The sequence below is a fragment of the Flavobacterium ichthyis genome (genome assembly GCF_009915155.1).
GTDB lineage: Bacteria > Bacteroidota > Bacteroidia > Flavobacteriales > Flavobacteriaceae > Flavobacterium > Flavobacterium ichthyis.
Genome location: NZ_JAABLM010000011.1, coordinates 86,517 through 112,325, shown reverse-complemented (window position 1 = coordinate 112,325; position 25,809 = coordinate 86,517). Strand labels below are relative to the sequence as shown.

The window sequence follows — 25,809 nt, the reverse complement described above, 5'->3', positions numbered from 1 at the left end:
ATTGCAAATTCCAAGGGAAAAACCTTGTGAACTTTGCGAATCACATTGCGTTCGTTGCGGTTAATAATTTTAAATTCCAAGTTACGAAATCCTCCCTCGAAAAACTCATAACTCATAATTCATAACTCCTAACTAAATCGTATCTTTGCCGCATGTTTCAGTTAGGAAAAACAATTGTCTCAGAAGACATAATAGAAAAAGAATTTGTGTGCAACCTTTCGGCTTGCAAAGGTGGATGTTGTGTGGATGGTGATGCGGGAGCTCCTTTAAATAAAGAGGAAACAAAAATTCTCGAAGAAATTTATCCTAAAGTAAAACCTTTTTTGCGTCCCGAAGGAATTGCGGCAATTGAAGCGCAAGGCACTTGGATTGAAGGTATAGACGGCGATCTCGAAACGCCTTTAATCGACAATAAAGATTGTGCTTATGTGATTTTTGACGGAAAAACCGCACTTTGTGGCATTGAACAAGCTTACAATCAAGGAATTGTAGATTGGAAAAAACCGGTTTCGTGTCATCTTTATCCTGTACGCGTCAAAGATTTTACAGAATTTGCCGCAGTAAATTACGATCGTTGGGACATTTGTGACGACGCTTGTTCATTAGGGCAAGAGTTGCAAGTTCCGGTATATAAATTTGTTAAAGAAGCACTCGTGAGACGCTTTGGGATGGACTGGTATCAGGAGTTGGAGAAAGTGGCAAACGAACTCCAAAACGAGAAAAATTTAAAAAAGAAATAAACCTCTGCAAACCCTTATCAATTAAGGGTTTTTTATTTTTGTTAAATTTTAAGATATTGAAATTCAATTGTTTGTAATAATTTTTTGAAATTTTTTTCAATGTGTGTTGTTGTTAAAAACTCGTCCGATTTGTGGAAAAGTTTACCTTTTATTTGCGGTTTTTAATGACAATCTTTGTACAGCAATCAAATCAACTTACGATTTTTTCTAATCACATAAACCACAAGATAATATGGCAGCAATAGAACCAATTTTAAAGGAGAACAAAGACCGATTTGTAATTTTCCCAATTAAGCACCATGATATTTGGGAATGGTATAAAAAAATGGAAGCGAGTTTTTGGACGGCTGAAGAAATTGATTTGCACCAGGATTTAAACGATTGGAACAATAAATTAAACAACGACGAAAAATATTTCATCAAACATATTTTGGCATTTTTTGCTGCTTCGGATGGAATTGTAAATGAAAATTTAGCCGAAAATTTTGTAAACGAAGTGCAATATCCGGAAGCTAAGTTTTTCTATGGTTTCCAGATTATGATGGAAAATATTCACAGCGAAACCTATTCGTTGTTAATTGACACTTACGTAAAAGATGAAGCTGAAAAAAACCAGTTGTTCCACGCTTTAGATGTTTTTCCTGCGATTCAGAAAAAAGCCAACTGGGCTTTGAAATGGATTGAGTCTGACTCGTTTGCTGAAAGATTAATTGCGTTTGCAGCCGTGGAAGGAATTTTCTTTTCGGGCGCGTTTTGCTCGATTTATTGGTTGAAAAAACGTGGTTTAATGCCAGGACTTACTTTTTCTAATGAGTTGATTTCTAGAGATGAAGGAGTTCATTGTGATTTTGCGGTGCATTTGCACAACCATCATTTAATCAACAAAGTTTCGAAATCGAGAATTACCGAAATTTTGGTGGAAGCTTTAGACATTGAAAGAGAATTTATTACAGAGTCGCTTCCGGTGAGTTTGATTGGGATGAATGCCAAATTGATGACACAATATTTAGAGTTTGTAACCGATAGACTTTTGGTAGAATTAGGTTGTGCTCGTGTTTACAATTCTACAAATCCGTTTGATTTTATGGACATGATTTCGTTGCAAGGAAAAACCAATTTCTTTGAAAAACGTGTTTCGGAATACCAAAAAGCGGGTGTGATGAACAGCGGTTCGCAAAATGGTGATAACGATGCTCAAAAAATAACTTTCGACGCAGATTTTTAGTTTCGAGTTGCAGAGTTTCAGGTTTAAGAGTTTAAGAGTTTCATAGTTTCAGGTTTTTAAATCTTTGAATCTTTGAATTATCTGAAACAAAAATTAGAATACATTTTTTTGAATGGTAGCAGATGGCCTTGCCCCGTCCCGAAGTTTCGGGAGCAGTGGAAATCCTTTTTTTTTTTAAACAAAAGATTGTAACGGGAATTTGCTCCAAAAAAAAATAAAAATAAAGATTACAAATAACCCCCGAAGGCGAGAAGGGATTCTTTGCTTTCACTAAAAAACCAAATTTATGTACGTAGTAAAAAGAGACGGTAAAAAAGAGCCGGTAATGTTTGACAAGATTACGGAACGCATTAAAAAATTGTGCTACGGATTGAACTATCATGTTGATCCTGTGAAAGTTGCGATGCGAGTTATTGAAGGTTTGTATGATGGCGTTGCCACTTCTGAACTGGATAATTTAGCAGCGGAAACGGCTGCTGCCATGACGATTACGCATCCGGATTATGCACAATTGGCGGCGAGAATTGCTATTTCTAACCTACATTCTAATACAAAAAAATCATTCTCGGAAACGATGAACGATATGTATCATTATGTGAATCCGAGAACGGGACAGCGTGCTCCTTTGTTGTCTGATGAGGTTCATGCTGCGATTATGGAAAACGCAGAATTTTTAGATTCGCACGTGATTTATACCCGCGATTTCAATTATGATTATTTTGGTTTTAAAACGTTAGAGCGTTCGTATTTGCTAAAAATTAATGGCAAAATTGTTGAGCGTCCACAACATATGTTGATGCGTGTTGCTGTAGGAATTCATTTAAACGACTTAGATTCGGTGATTGAAACCTACGATTTGATGTCGAAAAAATATTTCACACACGCTACGCCAACTTTGTTTAATTCGGGAACACCAAAACCGCAAATGTCGTCTTGTTTTTTATTAACGATGAAAGATGACAGCATTGACGGTATTTATGATACGCTGAAACAAACGGCGAAAATTTCGCAATCTGCTGGAGGAATTGGTTTGGCTATTCACAATATTCGCGCAACGGGAAGTTACATCAGTGGAACCAACGGAACATCAAACGGAATTGTGCCGATGTTGCGTGTTTTTGACATGACGGCTCGTTACGTAGATCAAGGTGGTGGAAAACGCAAAGGAAGTTTTGCGATGTACATTGAACCTTGGCATGCCGATATTTTTGATTTCTTGGATTTGAGAAAAAATCACGGAAAAGAAGAAATGCGTACCCGCGATTTATTTTTAGGAATGTGGATTCCGGATTTGTTCATGAAACGTGTTCAGGAAGATACCACCTGGACGTTGATGTGTCCAAATGAATGTCCGGGATTAAGCGACACACATAGTGAAGAATTTGAAGCTTTGTACCTAAAATATGAAACCGAAGGAAAAGGCAGAAGAACGGTTAAAGCACGTGATATTTGGGAAAAAATATTAGAATCTCAGGTAGAAACAGGTTTGCCATATATGTTGTACAAAGATGCGGCAAACAGAAAATCGAACCAAAAAAATCTGGGAACGATTCGATCGTCTAACCTTTGTACGGAAATTATTGAATATACTTCGCCAGACGAAGTGGCGGTTTGTAACTTGGCTTCTATTTCGTTGCCGATGTTTATCGAGAATGGAAAATTCGACCACCAAAAATTATACGAAGTTACCAAACGTGTCACGCTTAACTTAAACCGCGTAATCGACAGAAATTATTATCCGGTAAAAGAAGCAGAAAACAGCAACATGCGTCACCGTCCAGTTGGTTTAGGGGTTCAAGGATTGGCAGATGCTTTTATTATGTTGAGATTGCCATTTACCAGCGATGAAGCCAAACAGTTAAACCAAGAAATTTTTGAAACTTTATATTTTGCAGCCGTTACCGCTTCAATGGAATTGTCAAAAGTAGAAGGACCTTATTCTACCTACGAAGGTTCGCCAATTTCGCAAGGGGAATTTCAGTTTAACCTTTGGGGATTAAAAGATGCGGATCTTTCCGGAAGATGGGATTGGGATAATTTACGAAAAGAAGTGTTGCAAAATGGTGTGAGAAATTCACTTTTGGTAGCACCAATGCCAACGGCTTCTACCTCACAAATTTTAGGAAACAACGAAGCGTTTGAACCTTACACTTCCAATATTTACACAAGAAGAACGCTTTCAGGAGAATTTATTGTGGTAAACAAACATTTATTGGAAGATTTGGTAAACCTTGGTTTGTGGAACGATAGTTTAAAACAAGAAATCATGCGTTACAACGGATCGATTCAGAACATTGATGTGATTCCGGCGGATATCAAAGAATTGTACAAAACCGTTTGGGAAATGTCAATGAAAGATATTCTGGATATGTCGCGCCAACGTGGTTATTTCATCGATCAGTCACAGTCGTTGAATTTATTCATGGAAAACGCCAATTTCGCTAAATTAACTTCAATGCATTTCTATGCATGGCAATCAGGCTTAAAAACCGGAATGTATTATTTAAGAACAAAATCTGCAGTGGATGCAATTAAGTTTACGTTGAATAACGATAAAAAAGCGGAACCAGTTGCCATTGAAACACAAATGGCTTCGGCATTAAACGGACCTGTACAACAAACTGCTCCAGCAATGGCGGAAGTACAACCCATCGCCGCCGATGAATTTCGTGCCATGATCGAAAGATCTCGCAACGCAGAACCAGACGACTGTGAAATGTGTGGGTCTTAACAATAAATTTTCACTATTTCCTCAATAAAACAGCTGCTTCGGTGGCTGTTTTTTTATTTAAAAAATACTACAGGCTGAAACAAAATTTATTATTTTTACTGTAAAATAAATTTATATAACAAAACATTTGTTAATTCGTTTTTTTTTTAATTAGCCAAATCAATGCCAAAAAGAAAAGATGTGTGACAAATAATGAGTCGCGAATCATTACTAAACGCCAAATTTTCCCGGAGTATTGATTATACGGGACACTTAACTAAAACCAATTATCCTAAAGTTCTCGTGAATGGCGAAAGCAAGGGTGTACTTTTATTATGAAAAAAATTTTAGTTTTTTTAGGTTTGTTCTTCATGTTGCTTGGTTGTGATTCTGATAAGGATATCGTAGATAATTCCGCAATTGGTTCTGAGAAATCCCTCTCTCGCTCAAAAGCCTCTAGCAATAAGGTGATTGAAGAATTTGCGAAAACCCATGTCGAATTAAGTAATGAAATCCTGCTGTTAATGAATGAGGAGCAGAATCTGAACTTCGATGAATTTCCGTACGCAGAATTAGAAGGTTCTAGCGATCGAAAAAAAATTGAATTAGCTCTTGCGGAAACAGGCATGATTAATCATGAAAAGATATTCGGTCTCTTAAATAAACAAATAGAAAATGCCAAAGCATTACAAACTGAACAGTTTATGAGCATGGACGCTGAGGAAAGAGAAAAACTTATCGTTGATGCAATTGAAACAGAATTAATCAAAAATCCCATCGACTTTCCAGTTTTTCCTGTACCTGAAAATTCTGTACTCGCACGAACGTGTAGCCAGCAGTACGCGATTGATAGAGAAGATTGTGCTAATGAAGCTTTGATAAATTGGGGGATACTATTTGGTGGTTGTTGGTTCGGCACTCCGGCGGCATGTGCTGTTGGAGGTGTCGGAGTATTGGCAATAGCAGCGAATTGCAGCAGTCAAGCAAAGCGAGACTATAGAGATTGTCTAAATGGAAACTAACAAGATCCGCAAATATTTAAAAATTGCGTTTTACATACTGTCCGTCTTATTCTTCTACCAATGGGTGTTCAATAATGCTTTTAATATTGATGCATTATACTTAAAGGTCATTTACTTAGCCTTTTTAATTCCGTATATCGTTTTCGAATCAGTCCAGTTGCAAAGGGATGATGAAGGACAAGGAAATACTTTTTTTATTAATAGAGTGCACTTAGCACTATTGTATTCGGTTTTAATAATATTGGTTATGCTTTTTTCTTAAACACATAATCTCGTTCCTTGATTTGTGTCATGGAAATGCAATAATCAGCAAGGCTATTAGATCAAAATAATTTACCTTTGAAAACAGCTGCCATCCGGTGGCTGTTTTAATTTTTTATTTTCAAAAAATATGGAATACAGACAACGACAACCTTACTTGGTCGATGAAAAAGTCCTCGCTTCTAACGGAATCCGTTTTGCCAATTACATCATTGATTATATTTTTCAAATTATCCTTTTTGTAGGTTTGGTTTTCGTGGTGGCATTAGTCGCCGCCTTTAACGGTAACGAGCTTTTTATAGAAAAAATGGAAAATATGAACCGCTTGCACGAGTATGTTTTAGGAGCCATCATCGTATTGATTTATTACAATTTATTCGAAATTTTCTTCTCGGCAACCATCGGAAAATTTATCACCCAAACCATTGTGGTAAACGAATTTGGTGAAAAACCAAGCTATCAAGATATTATGCTTCGAACCGTTTGCCGGTTAATTCCATTCGAACAGTTTTCTTTTTTGGGAACACCTGGAAAAGGTTGGCACGACAAACTTTCGCGTACTTACGTCGTGGATAAAAATTTACTTCGTAAACAAAAAGAAATTTTTTATTCCCTTGATAAAATTGGTGCAGAGGAGTAAATGCTAACGCAAAAATCCAGTAAAAAAATTGCTTCGCCTGTTCGCTAATCGCTCGTGTCCAAATTCCAAGGCTAAAGTAAATACAATTTCAATGACAATTTCAATTTCAAAAATCAAATAATAAACTTCGCGCCTTCGGGGCTTTGCGAGAAAAATTCCTTCAATGTCCTTAAATTCCTGATATGGTAAAATTTAATTTCAATCTAAAAATTAAATAAAAAACTTTGCGACCTTTGCGAGAAAACCTTGTTCCCGAAGCTTCGGGATTGCGGTTAAAATTATAATTTTAAAAAATTTAAATTCCAAACTCGGAGATAGATCAATACAACCCTGAAAATCTATAGCAATTAAATCATATATCATAAACCCTAAATCAAATGACCTGGGAACAACTCCTTTCTCTCAAAAAACAAGGCGACAAAAATAAACGCCTCCGCAAAGAACAAGACGATACCCGTTTGGGATTTGAGGTAGATTACGACCGAATTATTTTTTCGGCACCATTTCGCAGTTTGCAAGATAAAACCCAAGTAATTCCGCTTTCTAAAACCGATTTCGTTCATACCAGATTAACCCATAGTTTGGAAGTTTCGGTCGTGGGTCGATCAATTGGTCGTTTGGTTGGAAAAAAAATCATTGAAAAATATCCACATTTGCAAGAAATTCACGGTTACCAACCCAATGATTTCGGAGCAATTGTAGCAGCGGCAGCTTTGGCTCACGACATCGGGAATCCGCCGTTTGGGCATTCTGGAGAAAAAGCCATTGGCGAATATTTTAAAAACGGAAACGGGAAAATTTTTCAATCAAAAATGACCGAAAAAGAATGGCAAGATTTAATTGATTTTGAAGGAAATGCCAACGGTTTTTCACTGCTTTCGGCTTCTCGTCCCGGAATTGACGGCGGTTTGCGATTGTCTTACGCTACTTTGGGGGCTTTTATGAAATACCCAAAAGAGTCGCTTCCTAAAAAACCCACGCAAAATATCGCCGACAAAAAATATGGTTTTTTCCAAATTGATAAAGAATTTTTTACCGAAGTTGCGCAAGATTTGGGTTTGATTTCAAATAAAACCGGAAACGATATTGGTTTCGAGCGCCATCCATTAGCCTATTTGGTGGAAGCTGCTGATGATATTTGCTATACCATTATTGATTTTGAAGACGGCATCAATCTCGGTTTGGTTTCCGAAGATTATGCTTTAGAATACCTGATTAATTTGGTTCGGGATAACATTGATACGCCAAAATTTAACGCATTAGTTACCAAAGAAGATCGAATTAGTTACCTTAGAGCTTTGGCAATAGGCAGTTTGATTCAGGATGTTGTGAAAATTTTTGTGGAAAACGAATCCCTTATTTTACAAGGAAAATTTCCATTTGCCTTAACCGAAAAAAGCAAATATGTTGCGCAAATGAATGATATTATTGCGTTAAGCGTGAAAAATATTTACCAAAGTAGGGAAGTGGTTGAAAAAGAAATTGTGGGCTACCAAATTATTCAAACTTTGTTGGACAAATTTATTACAGCGTTTGAAAATTCGGCAAACGGAAATTTATCTAATTACGACAAGCTGATACTTAAGTTGCTTCCAGAAAAATTTACGATTGAAAAAAATTCAACTTACGAAAGATTGCTTCACATTTGCCACTTCGTATCGTTATTAACTGACGGAAACGCTTTAGAACTTTTCAACACGATTAAAGGTAAGAAAAAACTTTAAAAACTGTAAATCAAGCCAATTCCCAAAGCTTGCTTAAATTGAATTTTGGGTCCAACTGTCACTTGTTCGCCATTAATTTCTTCTTTGGCTTTAATGTCGTGGTCGTAAATTAGATGCGTATTGATATTTGCCCGAACATATTTGTTGACTACAAAATCAAGTTGCATTTGCCAATCAATATCAATATTCCCAAAGTTGTTGAGGTAATCGGTGTAAAGTTGTAATTTATTTTCGAGATTAATATTTTTTATGATTTCGGCTTTGTGAGCAGCCGTAATTAAAATACCCACTTCCGTTCGAGATTTTTTTCCAGGAACAATTACCTCGCCGGTGACGGGATCAATAACCGCTCTGGTAACTCCAAAAGCCCCTTGATTTGCTAACCTTTGATTTAATACTAAAGTATTTTTAAAAGTCAATGGCGAAAGATATAAGTTAAGATTAATAGGCTTATTATGATATTCCGCTCCAAAACCAAAAAATGTGTAAGCTGGTGCAAAAGGAGTGGAAATGGACACTTCTGTGTTAGGATAGGCATAACCGTTTGTAAATTGTGTACTAAAAGTAAATTTCGCAGAGTGAAACCAGTTCGAAGTCGTGTCTTTTCGGTAACCGAAAGTTGAATTAAACTGAAAAGCATCATCGGTTTTTCTAAGTTCTATACCATCTTGCTTACTTACTCCATAACGAATGATCATTTCATTGTTCCAGCGAAGGTTTCCATTTTCGTATTTTCGGATAAAATTTCCTTTCAACAATCCTGAAATAGAACTGTTTCCTCCGGCAGCCCAGTTAACAAAGGCAATTTCGCTTAAATCAAAACCTAAAATATTTTTGCGTTCCCAATGCGAAACTTCTTTTGGAGGTTTAATCGTGTCAACACTTTTGGCAACAATAGTATCGCCAGTTTGGGATTTTGCAGTAACAAATGAAAAAAATAACCCTAAAGTTATTAGAAATGACCTCATGGTGGTAGTTAAGTTTTTAAAAATGCAAAAATGCTTATTTTTAAATATTATTGAAAATATTTGTCAAGCTTTTTATATCAATTTTACATATTTGCTGCAATTCTTCCACAGTTCCATGTTCGATAAATTTATCCGGAATTCCCAGCGTTTTAATCGGGATTTGGTAACCGTGTTGTGCGGCAAACTCTATAATAGAACTCCCAAAACCGCCTTTTATTGTACCATCTTCCAGCGTAATTATTTTTTTATACTTCGAAAAAATCTCGTGCAAACATTTTGCGTCAAGCGGTTTTACAAAAGGAAAATCATAATGGGCAAAATCGTGTGGATTTTTGACATCAACCAATGCCGGAATCACATTATTGCCAATAAATCCGTTTGAAAGAATGGCAATTTCAGTTCCGTTTTTCAACAATTTCGCTTGACCAATTTCTATTTTTTGAAAATCTTTTTTCCAATTCACCACCACGCCACGACCGCGAGGATAACGAATGGCAATAGGATTTGGCAAACCTAATTGTGCGGTAAACAAAATATTGCGCAGCGCAATCTCGTTCATGGGCGAAAAAATAATCATGTTTGGGATGCATCGCAAATAAGCCAAATCAAAAACGCCATGATGTGTCGCGCCATCTTCGCCAACCAAACCCGCACGATCTAAACAAAAAATCACGGGAAGATTTTGCAACGCCACATCGTGAATCACCTGATCGTAAGCACGTTGCAAGAAAGTAGAATAAATATTGCAAAAAACCGTCATGCCTTGTGTGGCCATTCCGGCAGCAAGCGTTACGGCATGTTGTTCGGCAATTCCCACGTCAAAAGCACGGTTGGGCAAAGCGTCCATCATAAATTTCATCGAACTTCCCGAAGGCATTGCTGGGGTAATTCCCACAATTTTTTGGTTTTTTTCTGCCAATTCTAAAAGTGTCGTTCCAAAAACATCCTGAAATTTAGGCGGAAGATTTTCGTCCGACTTAACAATAATTTCGCCCGTTAATTTGTCAAATTTTCCCGGAGCGTGATATTTTACCTGGTCTTTTTCGGCTTGTTCCAAACCTTTGCCTTTGGTGGTAATAATGTGCAAAAACTTCGGACCTTTTTTTTCTTTCAACCTTTTCAGTTCTTTGATAATGGTAAAAATATCATGTCCGTCAATGGGTCCCGAGTAGTCAAAATTCAAGGATTTAATCATATTATTTTGCCGCGGATTTTTTCCTTCTTTCACCGAAGTTAAATAATTTTTCAAAGCACCAACACTCGGATCAATGCCGATGGCGTTGTCGTTTAAAATCACCAGCAAATTAGCATCTGTAACACCAGCGTGATTCAATCCTTCAAACGCCATTCCTGAAGCAATCGAAGCATCGCCTACAACGGCAATGTGATTTTTGTCAAATCCTTGCAAATTAGAGGCAATCGCCATTCCTAAAGCGGCAGAAATTGCGGTGGAAGAATGTCCAACCCCAAAAGCATCGTATTCACTTTCCGCACGTTTTGGAAAGCCAGAAATACCATGAAGTTGTCTGTTGGTGTCAAAAATATTTTTTCTGCCGGTTAAAATTTTATGTCCGTAAGCCTGATGACCCACGTCCCAAACCAGCAAATCTTCGGGCGTATTGAACACGTAATGCAAAGCAATCGTGAGTTCAACCACTCCCAAACTCGCTCCTAAATGTCCTTCTTTTACCGAAACCACATCGATGATAAAATCACGTAATTCTCGGGCAAGTTGCGGCAATTGTTGTTCTGTAACTTGTCGAAGTTCTTCTGGAGAATTAATATTTTGAAGCAAATTTGTCGCCATGCCACAAAGATACTATTTGAAATTGTATTTTTACGTCCGATATTAACGATTTCAGAAAAACCAAATTCGTGAATTCGTGGCAAAAAATGGATATTTTCACTGACGAATTTTTTATGCAAAAAGCCTTACATGAAGCGGAAGTTGCTTATGCAAAAGGCGAAATTCCTGTTGGAGCGGTTATTGTTGCTGGAAACCAAATCATTGCCAAAAGCCACAACCTTACCGAAATGCTCAATGACGTCACAGCTCACGCCGAAATGCAAAGCATAACAGCAGCTGCTAATTTTTTAGGTGGAAAATATTTAAAAAATTGTACACTTTACGTTACCCTCGAACCTTGCCAAATGTGTGCCGGAGCTTTGTATTGGAGTCAAATTAGCAAAATTGTTTTTGGCGCCAGTGACGAACATCGTGGTTACAGAGCTTTGGGGACAAAACTTCATCCCAAAACCGAAGTAATTCACGGAATTCTTGAACAAGAATGTGGCGATTTGGTTAGGAAATTTTTTGCGGAGCGGAGGAGGTGAGTTTAGTTTTAAAATTCCCCTATTGAGGGGTTAGGGGTGTGTTATGTTCAAGTGAGTAAATGAATTTCTTATAACTCAAAAAAAGACGACACTATTGCAAATGTGGTTTTATTGTTTGCGGCACGGATTGAAAATCCGCGCTATCGAGGTTAATTTTGATGTATCTGTAGTCAATATGCAATTTGCCAAAACATCCACAACAGACAGATGGTCATCTAAAACAAGATAATTTAACTTCATGGCTTGTAAGGATAAATAATTTTCAAAGCTAATTAAAAATCAATACGCCAAGTTAAATTTTGTTGTAAAAATAATTTGGCGATGTGAAAAATTTATTACTACATTTATTACAATATTTCACTGGCATAAAGAGTTATGCAGAAATGCCCGAACTAAAAGCAAACGTTTTATTAAACACCTTCCAAAAACATGAAAACCTCTCGATTGCTTGTCCTGTTTACTGTATTTTTTATCCTCAATTCTTGTAAAAAATCGCCATCAGACTTTGATTCAGACTTTGCGCTTTTCAAAGATTACATTACCAGTTTTTCTTCGGGAACGATTTCCGCAAATGCTGATATCCAAGTGGGATTGGCTTTTTCTAAAAATGAATGGAAACCCAACGAAGAATTAGACAGCGATATCTTTGATATTTCGCCAAGTGTTGACGGGAAAGTCGTTCTTTTGCCTAACAACGTAATCGCATTTCAACCGAATAAAAAGTTGAAACAAAACGAGCAATATCAAGTCACGCTTCATCTGGATAAATTAATTGACATTCCCAACAAAGAACTCCGGGAATTTAATTTTACTGTAAAAACCATTGCGCAAGATTTTGTGGTTGAAACGGTTGATTTACAGTCGTATAATAAAGATTCTCAGTTTTTGAATGTGCTGCTAAAAACTGCCGACAACATGGATTTAGAAACGGCAAAAAAAATAATTTCGGCAGAACAAAACGGAAATAAACTGCCCATAAAATTTAACGAAAGCCAAAAAGAAACTTCTGAATTTAATGTGGTAATCGATAAAATTCAGCGTGGCGATGACGATAGTTCCATCACCATAAAATGGGATGGCGACGATGCTGATATCGACAAAAAAGGCGAGATGGAATTTGCCATTCCCGGCAAAAATAATTTTAAAATAATTGGCGTTCGCGTGGCTGATGCCAATAATCAATCGTTACACATTAATTTTTCTGATCCGCTCAAAAAAGACCAAGATTTTAGCGGTTTGATTGCTTTAGAAACCGCTAATAATCTGCGTTTTGGCGTTGATGGGAATGTGTTGAAAGTTTTTTCGGATATTGCTTTAGACGGTAATCTTTTGCTCGAAGTTTTTCAAGGAATTGAAAATACCGACGGTTACAAAATGAAAAAAGGTTATGCGGCAAAAGTCAATTTTGAACAAATAAAACCCGAAGTTCGTTTTGTAAAAAGTGGAACCATTTTGCCAAGTTCGAGCAATTTGAAAATTAATTTCGAAGCCGCAAGTTTAAAAAAAGTGGACGTCAAAGTGTTTAGGATTTTCGAAAATAATGTTCTGCAATTTTTACAAGACAACCAACTCAACGGTAATTACGATCTAAGAAAAGTCGCACTTCCGATTGCTAAAAAAACACTCGATCTTACCACAAACAAAATGGCAAATTATAAAAAATGGAACACCTTTGCCATCGACCTTTCTACTTTAATTACTCCAGAACCTGGCGCGATTTATCGGGTGGAATTGACCATCAAACCATCGTATTCGCTATACGGTTGCACAACGCCTTTGGCAGAAGAAAGCAACGAAGACGATGACGAAGAAGCCGAAGATTTCTCGGAATATGACGGCTATGATTACGATTATTACGATTATGATTACGACTGGAACCAACGCGATAATCCGTGTGACAAATCTTTTTATTCCAACAAAAAAGTAGCGACAAATGTCCTCGCTTCAGACTTGGGTGTCATTGCCAAACGAGGTGAAAATAACACTTATTTTTTTGCGGTAACCAATATCGTTTCTGCCGAAGCAGTTTCAGGAGCTACCGTAGATTTGTATAATTTTCAAAAACAAAAATTAGCCACCTCGGAAACGGATGGTGATGGAACCGCAAGTTTTTCTTTGGACAAAAAAGCGTTTTTTGCCATTGTAAAAAAAGATAAAAATACTACCTATTTAAAGTTAGACGAAGGTTATTCGCAATCCGTAAGTAATTTTAATGTGGATGGCGAAGTTTTGCAAAAAGGCCTCAAAGGTTTTATTTATGGCGAAAGAGGCGTTTGGCGTCCGGGAGATACTTTGTATTTGTCGTTTTTGTTGAATGACAAATCGAGCCGTTTGCCCAATACTCATCCGGTAAAATTAAAATTATCTGATCCTAATGGAAAAATCGTGTACCAAAAAGTACAAAAATATTCTGCATTAAATCATTACCGCTTTGCTTTTAAAACACAACCCAATTCGCCAACTGGAAATTATGAAGCAGTAGTTTCCGTGGGAGGTGCTCGTTTTTATAAGTCAATTAAAATTGAAACCATTAAACCAAATCGTTTAAAAATTAAAAATGGTTTTGAAGGTAAGATGCTTTTTTCGGCCAAAAATAATACAGCAAATGTCGATGTATCTTGGCTTCATGGTGCTATCGCAAAAGATTTAAAACTCGAAATGCAAGCCAAATTTTCGCAACAAAAAACCGAATTTTCTAAGTTTCCAAAATTTACTTTTGACAATCCTTCCCGTAAATTTTCAACCGAAGAGATTAATATTTTTTCCGGAAAAATTGACGAAAATGGTCGCGTGAATGTTTCAATTCAGCCAAGATTACAATCGCAAGCTCCGGGAATGTTGAAAGCGGCTTTCGTAACTAAAGTGTACGAAAATGGTGGCGATGTAAGTACCGATGTGGTAACGGCAAGTTTTTCGCCATTTCAAACTTATGTCGGCATAAAATCGCCTGAACCGAACAAATACGGAATGCTCGAAACCGGTAAAAAAAATACTTTTGAAGTGGTAACAGTTAACCAAAATGGCGTTCCAAAAGCTACTAAAAATTTAGACGTTCGGGTTTATAAAGTAGATTGGAGATGGTGGTGGGACGCTTCTGACGATTTTTCTAATTACAGCTCAACTTCTTTAAATACAGCTTTTTATGCTCAAACAATAAATACCGATGCTTCCGGCAAGGCAAAATTTTCTTTTGCTACTGACGAAGACGAATGGGGAAGATATTTAGTTCAGGTATTTGATTCTGAAGGTGGACATTCAACCGGAACAACCGTAGTGATTGATTGGCCAAGTTGGTCTGGAAAAACCCGAAATGCAGAAGGTGATGAAGCCAAAATGCTCGTGTTTTCTACTGATAAGGAAAAATATAATGTAGGCGAAAAAGCGCAAATCTCATTTCCGTCAAGCGAAGGAAGCAGAGCATTAATTTCTTTAGAAAATGGCTCGCAAGTGGTGCAAACCATTTGGGCAAAAACAAAAGATGGCGAAACACAAGTGGAAATTCCCATCACCGAAAAAATGGCGCCAAATGTTTACATTCACATTACTTTGATTCAGCCTCATGCGTCAACCAAAAACGATTCGCCAATTCGCCTTTACGGAATTGTTCCGATAGAAGTGATTGACAAAAATACCGTACTCGAACCACAAATTGCGATGGCTTCGGTGTTAAAACCCGAACAAAAAACCAATCTGAAAATCAGTGAAAAATCTGGTAAAGCCATGACTTACACCATTGCGATTGTAGATGATGGTTTGCTCGATTTAACTCGTTTTAAAACCCCAAATGCGTGGAATAGTTTTTATGCCAAAGAAGCGCTTGGCGTAAAAACTTGGGATGTTTACGACGATGTGATTGGAGCTTATGGTGGAAAAGTTAACCAAATTTTCAGCATTGGTGGTGATGAAGATTTGGGTGGTGGTCAAGCCAAAAAAGCCAATCGATTCAAGCCGATGGTGATTTATTTAGGACCATTTTCTTTGAAAAAAGGCGAAACTAAAAATCACGAAATTACCTTACCAAAATATGTAGGTTCAGTTAGAACGATGGTTGTGGCCGGAAATGCCGAAACCGGAGCTTACGGAAGTATCGAAAAAACAACTCCTGTTAGAAATCCTTTGATGGTATTGGCTTCGCTTCCGCGAAAAGTTTCTCCGGGCGAAAAAGTAACACTTCCAGTAACTGTTTTTGCGATGGAAAAACACGTGAAAAATGTTTCGTTGCAAATTACAACTAACAAGTACTTGAAAGTCATTAATAACGTTCGTCAAAATGTAACCTTTGCCAATCCTGATGAAAAAATCGCTTATTTTGATCTCGAAGTAGGGCAAAATTCCGGTATAGGAACCGTTTCCGTCGTGGCAACTTCCGGAAAAGAAAAAGCGAGTTTCGATATTGAATTAGATGTTTTGAACCCGAATCCTGTGACCCATGATTTTAAAGAATTAATTTTAGAACCTAACAGTTCGGGAACCATCAACTGGAATTCTTTTGGTGTTGCCGGAAGCAATGTGGCTAAATTAGAAGTTTCATCCTTCCCGTCGATTGATTTTAACAAGCGTTTGGATTATTTAATTCAATATCCTCACGGCTGTTTGGAGCAAACCACCTCGAGCGTTTTTCCACAATTATATCTGGCAGATATTGCCGATGTTGACGCCAACCGAAAAGCAAAAATCCAGAAAAATGTTACTGCCGGAATTCAAAAATTGATTCAATTTCAGGTAGCAAATGGCGGTTTTGCCTATTGGCAAGGCCAACAATCTCCTGACGATTGGAGTACTTCTTACGTAGGACATTTTTTAATTGAAGCCGAGAAAAAAGGTTATGCCTTGCCGGCAAATGTGAAAAAACAGTGGATTGATTACCAATCCAGAACTGCAAAACAATGGCGTTTTTATGAAGCCTACCGAAACGATTTCGCGCAAGCTTATCGATTATATACTTTAGCGCTTGCAGGTTCACCAGATTTATCATCGATGAACCGACTACGAGAAACCAACGGAATTTCAAATGAAAGCAAAATTCGTTTGGCGGCAACATACGGGTTAGCGGGGCAGAAAAATATTGGTTTGGCATTGCTCAATCAAAGTGTAATTGAAGAAGAAAATGCTTACGGATATTATTCTTATTACGGTTCGCCCGAAAGAAATAGAGCGATGGCATTGGAAACTTTATTGGTTTTAGGCAAAAAAACGGAAGCTTTTCAAATGGCCAATAAATTAGCAGCAAGAATGTCATCAAGCCAATGGATGTCAACCCAAACCACGGCTTACTGTTTATATGCCATGTCGAAATTTGCAATGCAAATGGGCTCAAAAGGTGTGGATGTGAGTTTTACGAATGCAGGAAAATCTCATAGCGTTAAAACCTCAAAAAATTTCGCAGATAGAACATTAACTATTTCCAGCGGAAGCAATGCAGTCACTTTGAAAAACAACAAAAACGCCACCTTGTACGTCAAAGTGATTTACAGCGGAATTTTGCCAATTGGCCAAGAGCAAACCCAGCAGCGAAATCTCGCCACCGATATTGTTTTCAAAGACCGAAAAGGAAACGCCATTAATATTCAAAATTTGCCACAAGGAACCGAGTTTGTTGCGCAAATTTCCATCGGTAATCTGTCTGGCGAACGCATAGAAAATGTGGCGCTAACGCAAATTGTACCTTCTGGTTGGGAAATTGTAAACACCCGTTTCACAGATTATGGCGATTTCGCCGACAACAAAGTGGGTTACACCGATATCCGGGATGATCGCACCAATTTTTATTTTGATTTAAAAGCCAACGAAACCAAGACTTTCCGCATTTTGCTCAACGCTTCTTACCTCGGGAAATATTATCTTCCAGGCGTTCAAGCCGAAGCCATGTACGATAATTCGTATATCGCCAGAACGCAAGGCCAATGGGTAAATGTGGTGAGGTAAGAAAAAATAAAACCTTACCGTTGAAAAAAGCCAAGGCGTTCTTAAAACGCATTTCAGATAAACTCAAACGCAACCCGAAAAAGAGCATTTTCTTCGGGTTGCTTTTAATTGCGTATTATTTTTGCTTACCGCAAAATTTATTCGACAATCCTTATGCCACGGTTATTGAAAGTGAGGAAGGAGAACTTTTAGGAGCCAAAATCGCACGTGATGGTCAATGGCGTTTTCCGGCACAAGATTCTGTTCCGGAAAAATTTAAGAAGTGTATCGTTTATTTTGAAGACGAACATTTTTATTACCATCCTGGTTTTAATCCCGTTGCCATGGCAAAAGCGGTCAACCAAAATTATCAAGCCGGAAAAGTCGTTCGTGGTGGAAGCACCTTAACCCAACAAGTTATAAGATTGTCTCGTGAAGGAAAAAAAAGAAATTATTTTGAAAAAATAATTGAATTAATCCTTTCCACAAGGTTAGAATTTCGTCACTCAAAAGAAAAAATAATTGAGTTGTATGCTGCTCATGCTCCATACGGCGGAAATGTGGTAGGATTAGAAATGGCTTCATGGCGGTATTTTGGCGTACAACCGCACCAATTGTCTTGGGCAGAAACCGCCACTTTAGCTGTTTTGCCAAATGCACCAAGCTTGATTTATCCTGGAAAAAATCAGCAGAAATTGTTGGCAAAACGCAATGCTTTACTTCGTAAATTATTTCAAAATAAAATAATCGACCAAAATACTTACGAAGTTTCCATTTTGGAAGATTTGCCTCAAAAACCACATCAGTTACCGCAAATTGCGCCACATCTTTTACAAAATATTGCCAAAAAAAATGAAGGAGAACGCATCAAAACAACGGTAAAATTTAATCTGCAAAACCGTGTAAACGAAATGGCTTCCCGTTATTACAACCAATACAAATATTCTGAAATTTATAATTTGTCAGTTATTGTCGTGGATGTGAAAACACGGAATATTTTGAGTTATGTAGGCAATGCTCCAACAGATAAAATGCACCAAAAAGATGTGGATATCATCACAGCTCCTCGAAGTACGGGAAGTATTTTAAAACCTTTTTTATATGCTTCGATGTTGGATAATGGCGAAATTTTACCCAATACTTTAGTAGCGGATATTCCTACGCAAATTGCCGGTTATGTTCCACAAAATTTTGATATGACCTACGATGGTGCTGTTCCGGCAAGTCGGGCTTTAGCAAGATCACTTAATATTCCGGCGGTTTTGATGTTGCAAAAACACGGCGTTTACAAGTTTTACAACCAATTGCAGGATTTCAAATTACGCGATATCAACAAACATCCCAATCATTACGGCTTATCTTTGATTTTAGGTGGTGCCGAAAGCAATCTTTGGGATTTAACGAAAACATATGCAGGTTTGACCTCAACCTTAAATTATTTTACGGAAAATAATGCCAAGTACCGTGACAACGAATTTGTAGAACTCAACTGGAATGCTGATTTTGTGCCTGATTTTGGTTCGGATTCTTATGATAAAAAAAATTTAAGTGCGTCGTCAATTTGGTTAACGTATAATGCCATGAAAGAAGTGAGTCGTCCCGAAGGCGATGAAGCGTGGAAATTTTACGATTCGTCATTAGAAATTGCTTGGAAAACCGGTACCAGTTTTGGAAATCGGGATGCTTGGGCAATTGGTACTAACTCGAGATATGTAGTTGGCGTTTGGGTAGGAAATGCTTCTGGCGAAGGGCGTCCGTCGTTGACGGGAGTTTCGAGCGCATCACCTATTTTATTTGATGTTTTTAATTTATTGCCACGAAAAAAATGGTTTTCGCCGCCGTTAAATGACCTCGAAGAAGCGGAAGTTTGCAAATTAAGCGGTTACATTGCCAACGAAAATTGTCCGAAAGTGAAACAATGGATTCCTTTGAAAAGCAAACAAACAACGGCTTGTCCATTTCACAAAATGGTGCATTTGGACGCTTCGGGAAAATTTTTGGTGAATAGCAATTGCGAAATGGTGGAAAATATGGTGGTCAAATCTTGGTTTGTTTTACCGCCTGTGATGGAAATGTATTACAAATCGAAACATATTGATTATGTGACTTTGCCGCCTTTTCGGGACGATTGTTTGGAATCGAATTTATATGCGATGGATTTTATTTATCCAAAGGAAAACGGGAAAGTTTATCTTACGAAAAATTTTAGTGGAGAAATCCAACCGTTTGTGATTCGGGTGGCACATGCAAATCCGAAAGCTAAACTTTTTTGGTATTTAAACGAAAAATTTTTAGGTACTACACAAACCTTTCACGAGATGCAAGTGAATGCTAAATCCGGAACTTACTTTGTAACCGTTACTGATGAATCCGGAAATGAAATTAAACGCAGGATGGAGATTGTGAATGATTAATGTTGAATATTTGCAGGGGTTTTAGCCCTGATGGAAGTGGAAATCCTTTTGTGGAAAAAAAATTATTTTTCTTGTACTTGCAGAGCGACTTCCGGGAGCTCCTGCAAGTGCTTAGAAAAATATTTTTTTTACCAAAAGATTGCAACGAACAGCAGGAATTTGCTTCTAAAAAAATAAAAAAGCCGCTGAAATTCAACGGCTTTTGGGTTTATTTGTTTTTTGTTTTTACACGATAAATAAATTGGCAATGTTTACCGATTGTTGCGTGTTTAGCGGCTCGTCATAAGACTCTGTTGCGGCACTTGCGGGAATTGCGGGACCTAAAGAACCGTTGTTCACCGTGGCTACGTTAAAACCGCCTTGAATAGTGTTTTCTTCACCATTGTAAACGGGTTGTGTGGCATCAGGCATTCCCGCTCCTCTTTCGTTACCGATAATCCAACCTTTTAAACCACGTAATCTTCTTACTTCCGAAGCGTGTCTGGCTTCAACCGAGTGGATTTGTAAAGCGGCAGTTAAAAGATCGGGTTGCGAAATTAAATTTCCGGCTTGACCTTTATATGCTCTAACGCCAGTATCTTCGAAGGCTTGCGCCAAAATTAAAAATTGTTGGTAAGCTGCTGCGTTTCCAATTCCGGTAGCGTTAAATGGGTCAAAAGCACCCCCAACGGTGAAATCGAAAGTGGGTTTGGCAACGGCATTGGCTCCTAAACCAGCGACTAAAAAGTCAACGTGGTCAGACTCGTGTTTTGAGATTTGCATGAAAACTTTTTCGTCTCGACCGCCAGTTGGGATTACGCCAGATTGCAAGCCTAATTCGTAAAATTCTGCTTCTAGATATTCTAATGTTAAGGCCAATTGTAAAGCGCCAACGGGTGTATTTGGTGTAGGAGCAATATCGGCAGCAAAAGCTTTATTAGCAAATGCGGCAAGTCCGAAAGGGATAGATGCCATCGCTAAATTTTTTCCAAAGTAAGAAAATTGACCAAAGCTTTCTCTTCTTGAACCTTTTGCGTTCATTAAATGATCGTCAGTAAAAGATTGTATAATTTTAAGTAAACTCATGATATTTCAGTTTAAGATTAAGGTAAGTATTGCGCTGTAAATTCGGTTGTGATGAATCCGCCTGCGGCTGTAATAATTTGCGAAGGATTTTTGGCCACGTCAAGTCCGTTTGCATCCACGATGTCGTCTCCGGCAAAGTCAGCCGAGTTTGGGTTGATTAAACTTCTGATTGCAGCCGCATGTCTGGCTTCAACCGAAACAATTTTTCCTGCAAGCAGTAAATAATCCCCACTTGTGATCAATCTTCCAGCTCCATTATAAGCCGCAACTCCGGTATCTTCTAGTGTTTTAGCAGTTCCTAAAATTGAATCTCTACTTCCCCAGTTAACAGTTTCGTAATTAAATTCTAACATTGGTAATAATTGCGTTGATGGATCAGGCAAAGCACCATTTAACGCAGTTTTAAAAAACTCACGGTGGATGACTTCGTGAGCATACAAATCTGCCAAAACTTGTCTTTCTTCGGAATTAAACAAAGTTCCAAAGTTGGAAAGGTTTACAACTCTTGTGTAAAAATCAGCTTCTAATTGCTCTAAAGCATAAGCATAAGTTAACACGCCAAAATCGCCACTTCCTAAGTCGAATTTACCGTTTCGAACTCCTGGCAAACGATTTTCATTTGATCCGCTGTCGTCATCATTGTTACAACCCGTGAGAAGTAAACCCGTTGCAGCAACAGACAATCCGCTGATTTTCAAAAAATTCCTTCTCGAAGTTCCAGCAGTAACTTGTTCTTTTACAGTTACAGTGTTTTTCATAATAAAAAATTTATAAGGTTAATAATTGGTGGTAGGCGTTTTTTTTGTAATTCAAAACGCTTGAATTGATATACGTATAAAATTAACCACATGGTTTTAGGAAAAGTTTATATAATTTCACTAAAATGATTACATCACTTCTTACTTTCCACTAAAAAAGATTGATAATTTCAAAAATCTAAGTTTAAAAGCGTTTTTTTTTGAATTTATTTTATTTAAAAAATGATTGAAAATCGTATAGGTTTCTACTAACCGAAATTTGAAGGTTTAAGATAAGTTTTTACGAATATTTTATATTTTTTCACTTACTTTACACTTTAATTATTACAGTAATTATGAAACCAAAAGCAACCTTAAAGCAAATTGCAAAAGAATTAAATGTGTCTGTTTCTACAGTTTCCAAAGCCTTAAGCAATAGTCCGGAGATCAGTGAACCTACGAAAATTAAAATTCAGGAATTTGCCAAGCTCAAAAATTATAAACCAAACAATATTGCCATTAACCTGAAAAACAGAAGTACCAAAACTATTGGCGTTATCATTCCCAATATTTTAAATCCGTTTTTCGCCAAGGTTTTTAGCGGAATCGAAAAAGCAGCGAACGAAAAAGGTTACAATGTAATTACTTGTATTTCAAACGAATCGCTCGACAAAGAAATCAAAACGATGGATATGTTAAGCAACGGCACTATTGACGGTTTCATTCTTTCTATATCCGAAGAAACCCAAAAACAGCAAGAATTTAAACATTTTAAAGAAGCCATTTCTGACGGAATTCCCATCGTAATGTTCGATAGAATTTCAGACGAAGTCAATTGTGACAAAGTCATCGTGGACGATTATGACTCTTCGGTTCACGCCGTAAATCACCTTATTAAACTCAATTGCAAAAAAATCGCTCTGCTTTCATCAATCGATAATTTAAGCGTAGGAAAATTGCGGGCTCAAGGTTATGTCGCCGCTTTGGCCGAAAATAAAATCGAACTCGACAAGAACATCATCATCCGAACTGACAACCCGGATGAACTCGATTTCAACCTCGAAAAACTTTTTGACAAAGAAAAATTCGACGGCGTTTTTGCCCTCGACGAACACGCCTCTACCATGGCCATGAAACTCGCCATCAAAAAAGGCATCAAAATCCCGGAAGACCTTTGTGTCATTGGTTTTGCGGATGGCGTTTGGTCACGTCGCCTCACGCCAAGCCTTTCAACCGTTTCTCAACACGGCATTGAAATTGGCGAAGCAGCCGCCCAAAAACTCATCGAAAAACTCGAAAGCAAAAACGAAGAATACACTTACACCACAACTGTCATTAAAACTGAATTGCGACAACGCGATTCCACCCGAAAAACCAAATAAAACCACAAGCCGCAAATTATCGAGCGGCTTTTTTTTTAGGAGCAATATCCGGCTATCCGCTTCAATCTTTTGATAAAAAAAATATTTTTCTAAACACTTGCAGGAGCTTCTCCCGAAGTGTCGGGAGTCGCTCTGCAAGCACAAGAAAAATTATTTTTTTTATCACAAAAGGATTTCCGCTGTTATCCGGGCTAAAACCCTGCAAAACATCAAAAAAATCATTTCCATCAAAAACCTAAAAACAACATAATAATTATCCGGCAAAAATTTCTCATTTAAATACATACCTTTACCTTTGCAAGTCAGATTAAAAATCTCAAAAATGAACAAATACAGCAAAAGAAGAGAAGCTTTATTGTATCACGCAAAACCCCAACCCGGGAAAATAGAAGTAGTTCCTACCAAAAAATATGCAACCCAACGCGACCTTTCGCTTGCCTATTCACCAGGAGTTGCTGAGCCTTGTTTAGAAATCGTAAAAGATATTAACAACGTTTATAAATATACTTCCAAAGGAAATTTAGTGGCCGTAATCTCTAACGGAACCGCCGTTTTAGGATTAGGAGACATTGGTCCCGAAGCTTCAAAACCCGTGATGGAAGGCAAAGCACTTTTGTTTAAAATTTTTGCTGACTTAGACGTTTTTGATATTGAGGTAGGAACCAAAGATATCGACCAATTCATCGAAACTGTAAAAAACATCGCGCCTACTTTTGGCGGCATCAACCTAGAAGACATCAAAGCGCCAGAATCCTTTGAAATCGAGCGTAGATTGGTAGAAGAACTCAATATTCCGGTGATGCATGATGACCAGCACGGAACCGCAATTATTTCTTCAGCAGCTTTATTAAACGCTTTAGAATTGGCCGACAAAAAAATTGAAGACGTAAAAGTAGTGGTCTCAGGAGCGGGTTCTGCGGCATTGGCGTGTGCCAATTTGTACGTTTTATTAGGAGTGAAAACGCAAAACATCATCATGTTTGACAAAGATGGCGTGCTTTCTTCCGCAAGAAAAGATTTGTCAGACCTTCAAAAAAAATATGCATTTGCGCCAAATAATATCACACTTTCAGAAGCTATGGACAACGCCGATGTTTTCCTCGGACTTTCTGCTGGAAATATTTTGTCGCCCGAAATGTTATTGTCAATGGCAAGAAATCCTATTGTTTTTGCCATGGCAAACCCCATTCCGGAAATTGATTACGACCTGGCCATTGCCACTCGTGAAGACATCATCATGGCAACCGGAAGGTCAGATCATCCTAATCAGGTGAACAACGTTTTAGGTTTTCCTTATATTTTTAGAGGAGCATTAGATGTTCGGGCGACGAAAATTAACGAAGAAATGAAAATGGCGGCCGTTCGTGCGTTAGCAAGTTTGGCAAAAGAAACCGTTCCAGAACAAGTAAATATCGCTTATGGTGAAACAAAATTAATTTTCGGAAAAGATTACATTATTCCAAAGCCATTTGACCCAAGATTAATTGCCGTTGTGGCTCCAGCCGTGGCGAAAGCAGCTATGGATTCTGGTGTGGCATTACATCCAATCCACGATTGGGAAAAATATGAAGAAGAATTATTAGAAAGATTAGGATCTGACAATAAAATGGTAAGGTTATTAACCAATCGTGCCAAAAGCGATCCAAAACGAGTGGTTTTTGCCGAAGCGGATCATTTAGATGTATTGAAAGCTGCACAAATTGTGATGGAAGAAGGAATTGGGAAGCCAATTTTGCTTGGAAACAAAGAAATCATTTCTGAATTAATGGAAGAAATTGGTTTTGATGCTCAATTGACCATCATCGATCCAAAAACACAAGAAGAGGATGAGCGAAGACTACGTTATGCCAACTCTTTTTACGAAATGAGAAAAAGAAAAGGCACGAGTTTACTTGATGCTCAAAAATGGATGCGCGAACGTAATTATTTTGCCGCCATGATGGTGAATGAAGGCGAAGCTGATGCATTGGTAACAGGATATTCAAGAAGTTATCCATCAACAGCAAAACCCATGATGCAATTAATAGCAAAAGCGCCTGGGGTTTCTCGTATTGCTACAACCAATATGATGATGACTAAAAGAGGTCCGATTTTCCTTTCGGATACTGCAATTAACCCCAATCCGTCCTCTGATGATTTGGCAAAAATTGCTTTGATGACTGCCAAAACTGTAAAAATGTTTGGAATGGAACCGGTAATTGCCATGGTATCTTTTTCAAATTTTGGTTCCTCAAATGATGCAAGTGCTGTGAAAGTGGCTCAAGCCGTCGCTTATTTGCATAAGTTTCATCCTGGATTAATAGTTGATGGCGAAATCCAAGCAGATTTTGCATTAAACCCAGAAATGCTAAAAAATAAGTTTCCTTTTTCGAAGTTGGCCGGTAAAAAGGTAAATACCTTGATTTTTCCTAATCTCGAAGCAGCAAATATTAATTACAAAATGATTAAAGAATTGGATAAGTCAGTTTCCATAGGACCAATAATGATGGGAATGGATAAGCCAGTTCACATTTTTCAATTAGGGGCAAGTGTTGAAGAAATGGTAAATATGGCAGCAGTTGCAGTGGTTGACGCACAAGAAAAAGAAAAAAAATACAAAGCGATTAATGTTAATCTATAGTTCAAAATGAATAGATTAAACCTCAAATGTTAGCCTTTATAACTTTTTTGCTACATTTGGGAA

Annotated in this window: 15 protein-coding genes; 11 read left to right on the top strand and 4 right to left on the bottom strand. The window is 37.6% G+C overall.

Annotated features, from left to right (window positions below; genetic code table 11):
• Positions 1 to 152 precede the first annotated feature (152 nt).
• From GV828_RS10175 to dgt, 6 genes are all read left to right on the top strand, one after another.
• On the top strand, positions 153 to 740 hold the full coding sequence (locus GV828_RS10175) for a DUF3109 family protein (protein ID WP_166537385.1): 588 nt from the start codon (positions 153 to 155) through the stop codon (positions 738 to 740).
• Positions 741 to 972: 232 nt separating this feature from the next.
• Positions 973 to 1,965 (top strand): ribonucleotide-diphosphate reductase subunit beta, encoded by a 993-nt coding sequence (locus tag GV828_RS10170; RefSeq protein ID WP_166537384.1) that lies wholly within the window; start codon positions 973 to 975, stop codon positions 1,963 to 1,965.
• Between the two features lie 286 nt (positions 1,966 to 2,251).
• Entirely contained in the window at positions 2,252 to 4,696 is a 2,445-nt protein-coding gene (locus tag GV828_RS10165; RefSeq protein ID WP_166537383.1) for a ribonucleoside-diphosphate reductase subunit alpha, read from the top strand.
• 314 nt (positions 4,697 to 5,010) lie between these two features.
• The gene (locus GV828_RS10160; protein ID WP_166537382.1) at positions 5,011 to 5,697 is read left to right on the top strand and encodes a hypothetical protein; all 687 of its coding nucleotides are present in this window, start codon (positions 5,011 to 5,013) and stop codon (positions 5,695 to 5,697) included.
• A 391-nt stretch (positions 5,698 to 6,088) separates the two neighbouring features.
• A complete protein-coding gene (locus tag GV828_RS10155; protein WP_166537381.1) occupies positions 6,089 to 6,598 on the top strand; it encodes an RDD family protein in 510 nt (169 codons plus the stop codon).
• A gap of 377 nt (positions 6,599 to 6,975) precedes the next feature.
• Positions 6,976 to 8,322, top strand: a complete 1,347-nt coding sequence (dgt, locus tag GV828_RS10150) for a dGTP triphosphohydrolase (protein WP_166537380.1) — start codon at positions 6,976 to 6,978, stop codon at positions 8,320 to 8,322.
• Here the strand turns inward: dgt and GV828_RS10145 are convergent.
• Together GV828_RS10145 and GV828_RS10140 are read right to left on the bottom strand one after the other, a co-directional pair.
• Positions 8,319 to 9,290: a DUF3078 domain-containing protein gene (locus GV828_RS10145; RefSeq protein ID WP_166537379.1), complete on the bottom strand. Its 972-nt coding sequence runs from the start codon at positions 9,288 to 9,290 to the stop codon at positions 8,319 to 8,321. The two genes, dgt and GV828_RS10145, sit on opposite strands and share 4 nt — an antisense overlap.
• A gap of 40 nt (positions 9,291 to 9,330) precedes the next feature.
• Complete coding sequence (locus GV828_RS10140) at positions 9,331 to 11,097, bottom strand: 1-deoxy-D-xylulose-5-phosphate synthase (RefSeq protein WP_166537378.1); 1,767 nt, start codon at positions 11,095 to 11,097, stop codon at positions 9,331 to 9,333.
• Between the two features lie 86 nt (positions 11,098 to 11,183).
• Between GV828_RS10140 and GV828_RS10135 the strand changes: the two genes are divergently transcribed.
• The 3 genes from GV828_RS10135 to pbpC all read left to right on the top strand — a co-directional run bounded on the left by GV828_RS10135 (position 11,184) and on the right by pbpC (position 19,942).
• Positions 11,184 to 11,624 carry a nucleoside deaminase gene (locus GV828_RS10135; protein ID WP_166537377.1) on the top strand — a complete coding sequence of 147 codons (441 nt, stop codon included), beginning with the start codon at positions 11,184 to 11,186 and terminating at the stop codon, positions 11,622 to 11,624.
• Positions 11,625 to 12,053: 429 nt separating this feature from the next.
• Positions 12,054 to 17,549, top strand: a complete 5,496-nt coding sequence (locus tag GV828_RS10130) for an alpha-2-macroglobulin family protein (protein ID WP_166537376.1) — start codon at positions 12,054 to 12,056, stop codon at positions 17,547 to 17,549.
• The gene (gene pbpC / locus GV828_RS10125; protein WP_166537375.1) at positions 17,528 to 19,942 is read left to right on the top strand and encodes a penicillin-binding protein 1C; all 2,415 of its coding nucleotides are present in this window, start codon (positions 17,528 to 17,530) and stop codon (positions 19,940 to 19,942) included. The genes GV828_RS10130 and pbpC overlap by 22 nt, the downstream gene beginning before the upstream one ends.
• Before the next feature lie 225 nt (positions 19,943 to 20,167).
• Here the strand turns inward: pbpC and GV828_RS10120 are convergent, their stop codons facing one another.
• The gene (locus GV828_RS10120; RefSeq protein ID WP_166537374.1) at positions 20,168 to 21,007 is read right to left on the bottom strand and encodes a ferritin-like domain-containing protein; all 840 of its coding nucleotides are present in this window, start codon (positions 21,005 to 21,007) and stop codon (positions 20,168 to 20,170) included.
• A gap of 17 nt (positions 21,008 to 21,024) precedes the next feature.
• The gene (locus GV828_RS10115; protein ID WP_166537373.1) at positions 21,025 to 21,765 is read right to left on the bottom strand and encodes a ferritin-like domain-containing protein; all 741 of its coding nucleotides are present in this window, start codon (positions 21,763 to 21,765) and stop codon (positions 21,025 to 21,027) included.
• A 335-nt stretch (positions 21,766 to 22,100) separates the two neighbouring features.
• Here GV828_RS10115 and GV828_RS10110 point away from each other — a divergent pair, with 335 nt between their 5' ends.
• Entirely contained in the window at positions 22,101 to 23,126 is a 1,026-nt protein-coding gene (locus GV828_RS10110) for a LacI family DNA-binding transcriptional regulator (RefSeq protein ID WP_166537372.1), read from the top strand.
• Positions 23,127 to 23,448: 322 nt separating this feature from the next.
• Positions 23,449 to 25,746: an NADP-dependent malic enzyme gene (locus GV828_RS10105; protein WP_166537371.1), complete on the top strand. Its 2,298-nt coding sequence runs from the start codon at positions 23,449 to 23,451 to the stop codon at positions 25,744 to 25,746.
• The last annotated feature ends 63 nt before the right edge of the window (positions 25,747 to 25,809 follow it).

Excerpts from the sequence above, each read along its gene's own strand:
- GV828_RS10140 (WP_166537378.1), bottom strand. The coding sequence starts at position 11,097 with ATGGCGACAAATTTGCTTCAAAATATTAATTCTCCAGAAGAACTTCGA.
- GV828_RS10160 (WP_166537382.1), top strand. The coding sequence starts at position 5,011 with ATGAAAAAAATTTTAGTTTTTTTAGGTTTGTTCTTCATGTTGCTTGGT.
- GV828_RS10155 (WP_166537381.1), top strand. The coding sequence starts at position 6,089 with ATGGAATACAGACAACGACAACCTTACTTGGTCGATGAAAAAGTCCTC.
- GV828_RS10115 (WP_166537373.1), bottom strand. The coding sequence starts at position 21,765 with ATGAAAAACACTGTAACTGTAAAAGAACAAGTTACTGCTGGAACTTCG.
- GV828_RS10170 (WP_166537384.1), top strand. The coding sequence starts at position 973 with ATGGCAGCAATAGAACCAATTTTAAAGGAGAACAAAGACCGATTTGTA.
- pbpC (WP_166537375.1), top strand. The coding sequence starts at position 17,528 with ATGGGTAAATGTGGTGAGGTAAGAAAAAATAAAACCTTACCGTTGAAA.
- dgt (WP_166537380.1), top strand. The coding sequence starts at position 6,976 with ATGACCTGGGAACAACTCCTTTCTCTCAAAAAACAAGGCGACAAAAAT.
- GV828_RS10165 (WP_166537383.1), top strand. The coding sequence starts at position 2,252 with ATGTACGTAGTAAAAAGAGACGGTAAAAAAGAGCCGGTAATGTTTGAC.
- GV828_RS10135 (WP_166537377.1), top strand. The coding sequence starts at position 11,184 with ATGGATATTTTCACTGACGAATTTTTTATGCAAAAAGCCTTACATGAA.
- GV828_RS10110 (WP_166537372.1), top strand. The coding sequence starts at position 22,101 with ATGAAACCAAAAGCAACCTTAAAGCAAATTGCAAAAGAATTAAATGTG.
- GV828_RS10120 (WP_166537374.1), bottom strand. The coding sequence starts at position 21,007 with ATGAGTTTACTTAAAATTATACAATCTTTTACTGACGATCATTTAATG.
- GV828_RS10145 (WP_166537379.1), bottom strand. The coding sequence starts at position 9,290 with ATGAGGTCATTTCTAATAACTTTAGGGTTATTTTTTTCATTTGTTACT.
- GV828_RS10130 (WP_166537376.1), top strand. The coding sequence starts at position 12,054 with ATGAAAACCTCTCGATTGCTTGTCCTGTTTACTGTATTTTTTATCCTC.
- GV828_RS10105 (WP_166537371.1), top strand. The coding sequence starts at position 23,449 with ATGAACAAATACAGCAAAAGAAGAGAAGCTTTATTGTATCACGCAAAA.
- GV828_RS10175 (WP_166537385.1), top strand. The coding sequence starts at position 153 with ATGTTTCAGTTAGGAAAAACAATTGTCTCAGAAGACATAATAGAAAAA.